The organism is Terrimonas ginsenosidimutans (assembly GCF_022012415.1).
Taxonomy (GTDB): domain Bacteria; phylum Bacteroidota; class Bacteroidia; order Chitinophagales; family Chitinophagaceae; genus Terrimonas_A; species Terrimonas_A ginsenosidimutans.
In genome coordinates, this window is record NZ_JAKLTR010000022.1 from 91,091 (window position 1) to 100,005 (window position 8,915).

Sequence of the window (8,915 nt, forward strand, 5' to 3'; positions counted from 1 at the left end):
TACATCATCTTTCCGGTGAGCGAATACCGGCGTTATTACCACACCGCTGCATTAGTCAAAATCAACACTAAATTTTATGCGGCGATTCAAAAAGATCTTGAAATGGATAGGCCTGATCGTGCTGTTCCTTGTAACAGGAATTACCATCACGGTGATGTCCAGGCAAAATATGACGTATACACGTCCCTATCCGGACATCACGGCGTCTGACGACTCAACTATTATAGCAAGGGGAAAGTCACTTGTATTTGGTGCGGCTCATTGTGCCGACTGTCATAGTCTATCAAATGCAGATTCATTGTTTGAAGCGGGCCAGGAGGTGCCGATGGGCGGTGGTTTTGTCTTTGATCTGCCATTTGGGAAGATCTATGCCGCCAATATCAGTACTGATATTGAAACTGGTATAGGGAAGTATACAGATAAAGATATTGCCCGTGCTCTTCGTTACGGTGTAAAACCGGATGGAACGATCGTGTATCCTTTCATGCCATTCAATAATATGTCTGACGATGATCTGAAGGCGATCATTTCCTACCTGAAGGCACAGAAGCCGGTAAGAAATAAAGTGCCTGATCATGAGTTGAACGTGATGGGAAATATCCTAAAGGCTTTTCTGATCAAACCGGTTGGACCAGAAGGAACACCCGAAAAAAGTGTGCAGCCTGATAGCTCAGCTGCATATGGTCAATACCTGGCATCGGTGGTCGCGAATTGTAAGGGTTGTCATACCGAGCGAGGTCCCACAGGTGATTTTATCGGTGTTCCGTTTTCCGGCGCATCAGCTATGGAAGAAGTGGGCGGATCATTTATACCTCCAAACCTGACCACGGATCCAGGCAGCCGCATATACACCTGGACGGAACAAAATTTCATCACGCGATTCCGTATGGGGCGTTTGCAAAAAGGAAGCCCGATGCCGTGGCCGTCGTACAAGCGGATGGGAGATATGGAGCTCAAAGCGATCTACCGATTCCTCAAAACATTACCACCTTCGAAAACAAAGGCATTAAAGCCGCAACATTAATAAAGACGCTTACGAAAAGGCAAGTCCAGAGACAGGATAGAGGTCAGTCAATGTATGACTGGCCTCTTCCATTTTAACATCCAAGACGTTAACCGACTCGTTTCCCGGTATGACGGGGAAGATGGATCATGTTGAAAAGTTGGGGGATGGTCGGCAAAATGGCTTGGATTGAAAAGTTCCGGATGAGCATCGCTCGCATAAACTTCTGGCGGCCCTTCCACCGTAGCGAAGCAGACGAGGGAACCTACGCCAGTCGCGCAAAAGATTTATCGCCTTCAGCGTGTCAGCTTGTCACCATTTTTCACTGCCTAAAATCCCGTCGAACTTTGGACGGCCAAAGGACGACCAAGAGACGAACTAACGACGACCAAGAAGCATTTTAAAAACACGCGAAATTTGACCCTGAATGATTATCATCAGTCAACACATCAGCTGGCTTCGCGTGCCAGAATGTCGTATCTACGGAGCATATATCTCCGCAAGGCGTGCTCAGGTTTTTTGTGCCCGATCAGGCAGCCATCGCTTAAAAACCTGTAAGTGGACAAGTGATAATAACCCATTTGCAGAATACCCGCAAGCCTGATTACATCAGGCGGGGGACCGAAGCAAAAGCAAAAACCTTAAACTTTTAAACCATTAAACGTTTAAACAACCATACCACAACTTTTACGCTTGACCCGCAAAGATGATCCCCGGTGTTCTGGTTTGCTTAATGCCTGGACGTCGTCAGCCCAGGTTGTCCAGGTTATCCAGTTTGAAATATCCCAAATGGATCTCGTCTTCTTGTGCTTCCGCCGAAGGGGTTAATTGGATGGCATACCGGGCTCTGATCTCGTCCGGTAAAATATCTTCCACGTTAAAGATATCATCCACATCGATTCCATATTTGTCATCTACGTGCGGAGAATCATTGTGCCTGAAGAAGGCTGACTTCTTTGCCTGCCTGATCGCCGTGTCCTTATCTGGTGCTGCAATGATCAGCTTATAATGAAACTCTTCAAATTCATTTGCTTTATATCCGCCGAGATTGACGAAAAACAGAGTTGCGTAATTTTTTTTATCATTTTTTTCTTCTCGTGATACGATATTTAGAGTAAAGCCACCAATAAAATTCACATTACGCCATGCATCTATATGTGTTGTTCGTCCTCCTTCCGGCCAGAATTGCCTGATGCCCGGCACACATTCTTTCAATGATGTACTGATGGTAAAGAAGATGTCATGTTGTTCTGTGTGTCTTCCGGGTGGCTTTGCACCCAGCAATAACATGTATAATTTGAATTCTTGCATTTTTTCCTGCATTAGAACTTAAAAATATGAATAGTTCGGGATGAAATTTGTTGTTTAGATTATCAGGCAATCTGTTTGATTGCACATTTTGCAAAAAGAGTTTGTCAATTGGCATTGTATAGCAGAAGAGGTTTACAATTTGCTAATTTTGCCATAATCGCTGTTAATATGAAAAACTTCATTCTTCTCGCGATCCTTGTCATTAGTGCCGCCCATTCAAGAGCTCAGCAATTGGATAACGCTGTTACTGCTTCGGGTGAGGTAACTCTTATTACAGATAAACAGGAAGAGCGATTCTCCTTCGAAAAAGATGGTACCATCAATGAGTCACTGAATGAACGAAAGCTCTATTCCGGCAACGTGAAGAAGAAAAAGCTTCACGGCAATTGGGAAAGCTGGTATCAGAATGGTCAGTTATGTGATTCCGGGCAGTTGGCGCTTGGCCTGCCGGATGGCGAATGGAAACATTGGGATGAAGAGGGCCGGCTTGTTGCTGTGCGCACTTACAGTTCCGAGAAATACAACCGGGTAAAGATGGAGCTGACACGATACAATCCCAGGCATGTCGCGTATCCGTTGACAGTTATGTATCACAGGAACAGATCCTCTGCCTCTAAATACCTGCATTCTTCTTATTCATTTCCACATAGTATCCGCCGGATAGATGATCAGTCGCTTCAACAATGGGTTGCTTCGAATATCGCTCCCGGCAGTGTTTATAATCCTGTGTTCGATCAGAGTCTTCATCATGGATTATATATGAATCTCTTTAATAACGGACTTGCAAAAGATTCCGGTTATTATCAGAACGGTTTGCGTCAGGGCGTTTGGGTGCACCGCGATGCTCCCGAAGGTCTTGTGCGTATGGGGGCTTATAAGAACGGCGTAAAGGTAAAAGAGTGGAGAGTATACATGCCTACGGGAAAGATACTGGGCATTATTTTCTACAATAATAAAGGTGAAGAGATCTCACGTAAGAAACTCAGTTGAATTTTACGAACAAATGCCAGGTTCCCTGTATCGAATTAGACAGGTTTTAATGAGCAACGAAAGATTACTATTCAATACTTACTTCCCGTCTTAGTTTCTTGCCGGAAAAATATACCGGTAGGAAACTAAGACGGGAAGTTCAGTTTGGGGCATTGTGAAGCAACCCGCCCTGGTTGACTTCTTACGTTTCTTTTGCTTTATACTGTTTTCCGTTTCTTCTGCAGGTTCAGGTAATCCAGGAAGTAGATCACTTTAAATGAAAGACTGTTGAATGCTGGCGCGTCGATTGATTTTCTGAAGTTGCGGTAATAGCGTTCCACCACCAGCTGATCGTACACCTCCGAAGCTGTTTTCCAGGTAACGTTCAGAAAACTTCCCGGCGCAAATTGCCAGGTATAGTTCATGTCTACATTGAAGAGGTTCACATTGATATCCGGGTTTCGGCCATTGTAGGAAACATTTTCTACTTCTCCATCCGGTTTGAGGCTCATAAATTCAGTGTACTTCACTTTGCTCCAGTAATGGCGGAGCCGGGCCGTCAGCCACATCCGGTTGCTGAAATTAAATTTTATGTTCAGTATATTTTCCGCAGTGCGGATCTTCCGCAGGCTCATGAATACACTATCAGCATTGGCAGACAAGGTGGCAAACCCAAAATTCCTGTTGTGCATTTCCAGGTAATTGGAAAGCCCTACGCTCAGCTTGTTATTAAACCGGTAAGCATTGCTGAAGAACATTTCGAGGTTACTCGTATTGTATTTTCCAGAATAACGATGATAGGCTTCAATTGTAGCGGTATATTTTTTGGCGGAGTTTGTATTAAGCCAGAATCCCTTCATCCAGGAAGAAGGACGCACTACCTTCCAACCGCTAAGCCTTGCTTCATAAAAATCGTTTCTCTCCGGCTGCCAGTCGCCCGTAATGCCAAATGACCAGAGATTCTTCAGCTGACCATTTACGTTACCATTCAAACGAAAATCCTGGTACTGCCTCGGCTTATATAACTGCGTATAATTCGCATTCAGGTTAAGATAGATGTTGTTATAAAAGCTTTTTGGTTTTACCCATTTATACCCTGCATAGAATCCGTGCGTGATATAATTGTTGTTGGTGAAGAATCCGAGATCATTCTGATTGTATTTATCATCATACATGTAGCGGTGAACATCGAAATTGAATCTTCCTTTAAATTTTCCGAAGAACAATCGGTATTGATTACCCACCACTGATTTCCCATTTGCATCATACCCGATCAGGCGGCTTTGAGTTACCTGTCCCCAGAAATTATAGTTTACATTATTGTCGTACAGATCCCAGTCGATCGATGTTACGTTTGCATCGTAGGTCTTACCGCTCCTCCATACGTTGGTATTGATCAGCGTTACGCGTGAATTGTTTTTCAACCCCTGATCAAATACAAGAATGTTGTAGTTGGTCAGCGGACTTGTTTCAACAGTGTATCGTTCTTTAAGGCTATTTTCGATCGTTGCATATTGTGCTTTGCTGATAGCATTAAAAAATCCGATCCCCAGTTTCTTTTTTGTCCGTCCGCTGATCTTTGTTGCGTTCAGCAGTTTTGTTTGTACAGGGTTATCAATGACTTTTTCGTCTGGCTTCAGGTTGGAGTAGGCGGTTCCGTAGTTGATCGGTGTTCCGCCAATGCGCCGGCTGTAGAAGAGATTTCCTTTGTTGAACAGTTCTGTGCCCTCATTGAAGAACGCCCGGTTCTCGTTGAACCTTACTTCAAAAGGAGAAAGGTTCAGTACCTGGTTATCACTTTGCACCTGGCCAAAATCAGGGATCAGGGTCATATCCATGGTGAATCCATCAGAGATACCATACTTCACATCCATACCACCATTCACCGCGGTTTCCCATTTATTGGTCGTGGTGGCATTGCGGGTCAGGTACGAAGAGAAATAAGGGGAAAACGAAAGACGTAATGGAGGTTTTATATCCTGTAGACCGGCCCATGTGCCGGCCTGGTTCATAAAGCCAAATTTAGTTGGATCAACCGGGCTCCAGGAAAACTGTTGTCCAAGCTTTGCCCGTCTGCGAAGGATATGTACATTCCAGTTCTGAATTTTCTCTTTACTGAAACGAATGGCGCTGTAAGGGATGCGCATTTCAAATGACCAGCCGCTGTCGGTTACCTGGGTTTGGGTGTGATATACCGCATTCCAGCTCATGTCTTCATCGCCGATCGAATATTTCACATCAAACTGTTCATTTAACGGCGTGACATAAAAGCCAAGGCCATTGATCTTATCCTGGTAAGTATCAAAGATGATCCCTACAAAATCATTTACACCAACTTCATCACGGCCGGCAAGTTGTGTGGCGATGCTGTCTCTTGTTCTTTCGTAATTGTAGCCTCCGAAATAGACAAAATCGTTATCATATAAAAGATAAAGATGGGTCTTACTGGTTGGGTCTTCTTTCCGTCCGAAGGTGGGACGCATTTCCGTCAGGTCAGTGATCAATGGTGACTGTTTCCAGGCATCTTCATTGGGTACTCCATCAAGCACAATAGGGAGAGTTGTTCGTACGGCGGGTATTTGCTTTACGGTTTGAGCATTAGCGGCAAGGCAACCAGGCAGCAGTAAACTTAGAAATAATCGTTTCATTCTCAGTGTTGGGTGGTATTGGTTTAACAAAGAAACGGCGACCCCAAATCAATAGTTACAGACCCTCTGTTAATAAAATCGGAATGCGTTACAAGTGGTAACTAATAATTATGAACGGAGGCTGCATGAGCGTTTCTGCAATACCGGGATACAAAGAGATATAATCTGCAGAGCCAGGAAAAAATATTTACACGTGACGCAGGAATTTGCCAACGAAGCAGCGGTGGTGATGTTTGACAGGCACAGGTGCCTGTGGATGTCGCAGATTTTATTCCCAACCGTTTGAAAAGATCTTGAAGATCGCACGATTACTGATGTGCAATCCAGATCATTCAGATCAATTGCTGATGGATGGAACCTGATCTGCCTGATCCGTACAGTTAAGTAAGACGCCTGATATATTAAACTTATTCTGAATTACAGACGATAAACCGGCGTAATTGGCGGAGCCCTCGCTGTGCAATATTAAGTCTGCCGCTACAGATCAATTGCCCGGAAGATTCCGTAAAAAGAAATCCCGCGTATTGCTGCCAAGAATTTTTTCGATAGCAGTGTCATCAAACCCTTCTTTTTTCAATGCGGACACGAGTAAAGGAAAACCGGTGATATCGAAAGGCGCTTCGATAGCGCCATCGAAGTCGGAGCCAATAGCTACTTTGTCAAGCCCGATTTTATCTACTGCATAGCGGACACTCTTGGCTGTCGCTGCGGCATCTGTTCCGCAAACAGCGGTTTCCCAAAGTCCAATGCCCACCAACGCATCACGCTTTGCCAGCTCTGCCAGTTGCTGATCCGAAAGATTGCGTGGATTGTTGCAAACACCCTGTACGCCTGTGTGCGACACCAGCAAGGGACCACTTGTGCCGGCAAATACGTCAGCGATAGCCTTAGGCGAAGCATGAGCAAGATCAATAATAATATGAAGACTATCCATCTTTTTTACCAGTTGACGTCCTGCATCGGTCAGCCCATACTTCTCCATGCCATGCGCAGAACCCGCCCATTCATTATCGAAGAAATGTGCAAGCCCGATATAACGAACACCGGCCTTGTAGAAATCATCCAGATTCTTACTATCATTATTGAGGCAATGCGCGCCTTCGAGGCCAAGCATTCCTCCAACGAGCTTACGGTTGGTCTTTCTGTCGCTGATCAATTGCTTCAGTTGCCTGGAACTTTCAATTACCCGAAACTCTCCGGAAGACTTTTCAGCATAACGATAAAGCTGGCGGCATTGGGCCAGTGCCCGGGTCTTTAAATTAAACCATGTCTGCACGGGGCGAAGCTGTGCAATACTCAGCAGCGTAATGTTATCGGTTTTATCACTATTGCTATCATAATTCTGGTTACGTGGTGTTTTACTCACGATCGTAAATACCTGGAATGCGATGTTGGCTTTTTGAAGACGTGGAAGGTCGACATGACCATAGTCGTGCTTCGTCAACAGATTTCGTTTCCACAGTAATTCATCGCAATGGAGATCGGCAACAAATGGTAATGAGTCATACCAGGCATCCGGGGGAACCTGCACATTTTTTGTCACAACCGTGTTCCGGCTTTTATCAACGAACGTGGGGACAAAACCGAAGAAGATGATCAGGGCGATCAGCAGCACAACAGCAGTGATCAGGAGTACTTTTTTGCGCATGCGGAAAGGTATAGCAAAATCCATTAACTTGAGTCAAACCAAACCTCATGCAACCCAGCCAGGATCTGACACGCCAGCGTATCCGTTCGATAGACCTTTTGAGAGGTATTATTATGATCATCATGGCACTTGACCATGTGCGGGATTTCTTTCATCAGCCGGCGATGATCACTGATCCGCTGAACCTTGACACAACTACGCCGCCGATCTTCTTTACGCGTGTGATCACGCATTTCTGTGCGCCGGTGTTTGTGTTTCTCTCGGGTTTGTCCGCCTATCTTGTAGGCTTGCGTAAAACAAAAGCAGAGCTTGGTCATTTTCTCCTCAAACGTGGGATCTGGCTGATCTTTGTGGAGATCGTGATCATGAGCTTTGTGCTCACCTTCAACCCAAACTACAATTTTATTCTGCTGGGCGTGATCTGGGCGATCGGATGGAGTATGATCATACTTGGCCTGCTGGTCAGGGGATCTTATGCGCTTGTCTTAATAGTTGGCTTTATAATATTCGTTGGGCATAATATCCTGGATTATGTGCAGCTTCCGGATGGCAAGGTTTCGTTTGTGTTTTGGCGCACGTTATTGACATCTCCCGGAACCCTGCTGCCGGTGGGAGGGAATCATTTTTTTCTTGTAGGATATGCAATTCTTCCCTGGGCTGCTATTATGTTCCTGGGTTACGCAATGGGTAAATTGTATGCGAAAGAGTTTGATCCGATCCGGAGAAGAAAGATCCTGTGGCAGATAGGGCTTGGGCTGATCACTTTATTTCTGCTGCTGCGTTTGCCCAACCTGTACGGAGATCCCAATAAATGGGAGACACAATCAACAACCATCTACAGTGTCTTATCCTTTTTCCGTGTTACCAAGTACCCTGTGTCATTGCAATATGCATGTATGACGCTGGGGCCAGCATTGATCTTCCTGGCGGTATCAGAGAACTGGAATAACCGTTTTACGCGATTTGCGACAGTGTATGGTAGTGTTCCCTTCTTTTACTACGTTGTTCATTTTTTCTTGATACACCTGGTATGTATGGCAGTGTTCTTCGCTACAGGCCACAGCATGGCCGAAGCAGTTGATCCGAATTCATTGTTCGTTTTCCGGCCGGTGAAGTTTGGCTTTCCGTTGTGGATTGTTTATTTGTTTTGGATGGGGATCGTACTGGCGTTGTACTTGCCGTGTAAATGGTATAGTGATTATAAGAGGAGAAACAGGTATTGGTGGTTGAGCTATTTGTAATGCTGTTTTGTTTGCCGGGCGGGCAAAGGGCGCTTTTTTTTCGAGGGTTGCCTTGAAGTGACCTTCTACTTTTTTTGCCGGCGGGCAAGGCGCTT

Annotated in this window: 6 protein-coding genes; 3 read left to right on the top strand and 3 right to left on the bottom strand. The window is 45.1% G+C overall.

All coding sequences use genetic code 11. The features are described from left to right. The first annotated feature begins 76 nt into the window (after nt 1–76). The gene (locus LZZ85_RS24955; RefSeq protein WP_237876356.1) at nt 77–1,024 is read left to right on the top strand and encodes a cytochrome c; all 948 of its coding nucleotides are present in this window, start codon (nt 77–79) and stop codon (nt 1,022–1,024) included. Between the two features lie 726 nt (nt 1,025–1,750). Here the strand turns inward: LZZ85_RS24955 and LZZ85_RS24960 are convergent. After that, complete coding sequence (locus tag LZZ85_RS24960; protein WP_237876357.1) at nt 1,751–2,314, bottom strand: DUF1543 domain-containing protein; 564 nt, start codon at nt 2,312–2,314, stop codon at nt 1,751–1,753. Between the two features lie 168 nt (nt 2,315–2,482). On the opposite strand from LZZ85_RS24960, the gene LZZ85_RS24965 reads away from it, so the two are divergent. After that, on the top strand, nt 2,483–3,304 hold the full coding sequence (locus LZZ85_RS24965; RefSeq protein ID WP_237876358.1) for a toxin-antitoxin system YwqK family antitoxin: 822 nt from the start codon (nt 2,483–2,485) through the stop codon (nt 3,302–3,304). Nucleotides 3,305–3,501: 197 nt separating this feature from the next. Here LZZ85_RS24965 and LZZ85_RS24970 read toward each other — a convergent pair whose 3' ends face one another. Both LZZ85_RS24970 and LZZ85_RS24975 read right to left on the bottom strand, forming a co-directional pair. Next, nucleotides 3,502–5,931, bottom strand: coding sequence for a DUF5916 domain-containing protein (locus tag LZZ85_RS24970; protein WP_237876359.1), 2,430 nt, complete (start codon nt 5,929–5,931; stop codon nt 3,502–3,504). Nucleotides 5,932–6,415: 484 nt separating this feature from the next. Continuing rightward, a complete protein-coding gene (locus LZZ85_RS24975; protein ID WP_237876361.1) occupies nt 6,416–7,579 on the bottom strand; it encodes a dipeptidase in 1,164 nt (387 codons plus the stop codon). Nucleotides 7,580–7,626: 47 nt separating this feature from the next. On the opposite strand from LZZ85_RS24975, the gene LZZ85_RS24980 reads away from it, so the two are divergent. After that, nucleotides 7,627–8,820, top strand: coding sequence for an acetyltransferase domain-containing protein (locus LZZ85_RS24980; RefSeq protein WP_237876362.1), 1,194 nt, complete (start codon nt 7,627–7,629; stop codon nt 8,818–8,820). Nucleotides 8,821–8,915: the final 95 nt, after the last annotated feature.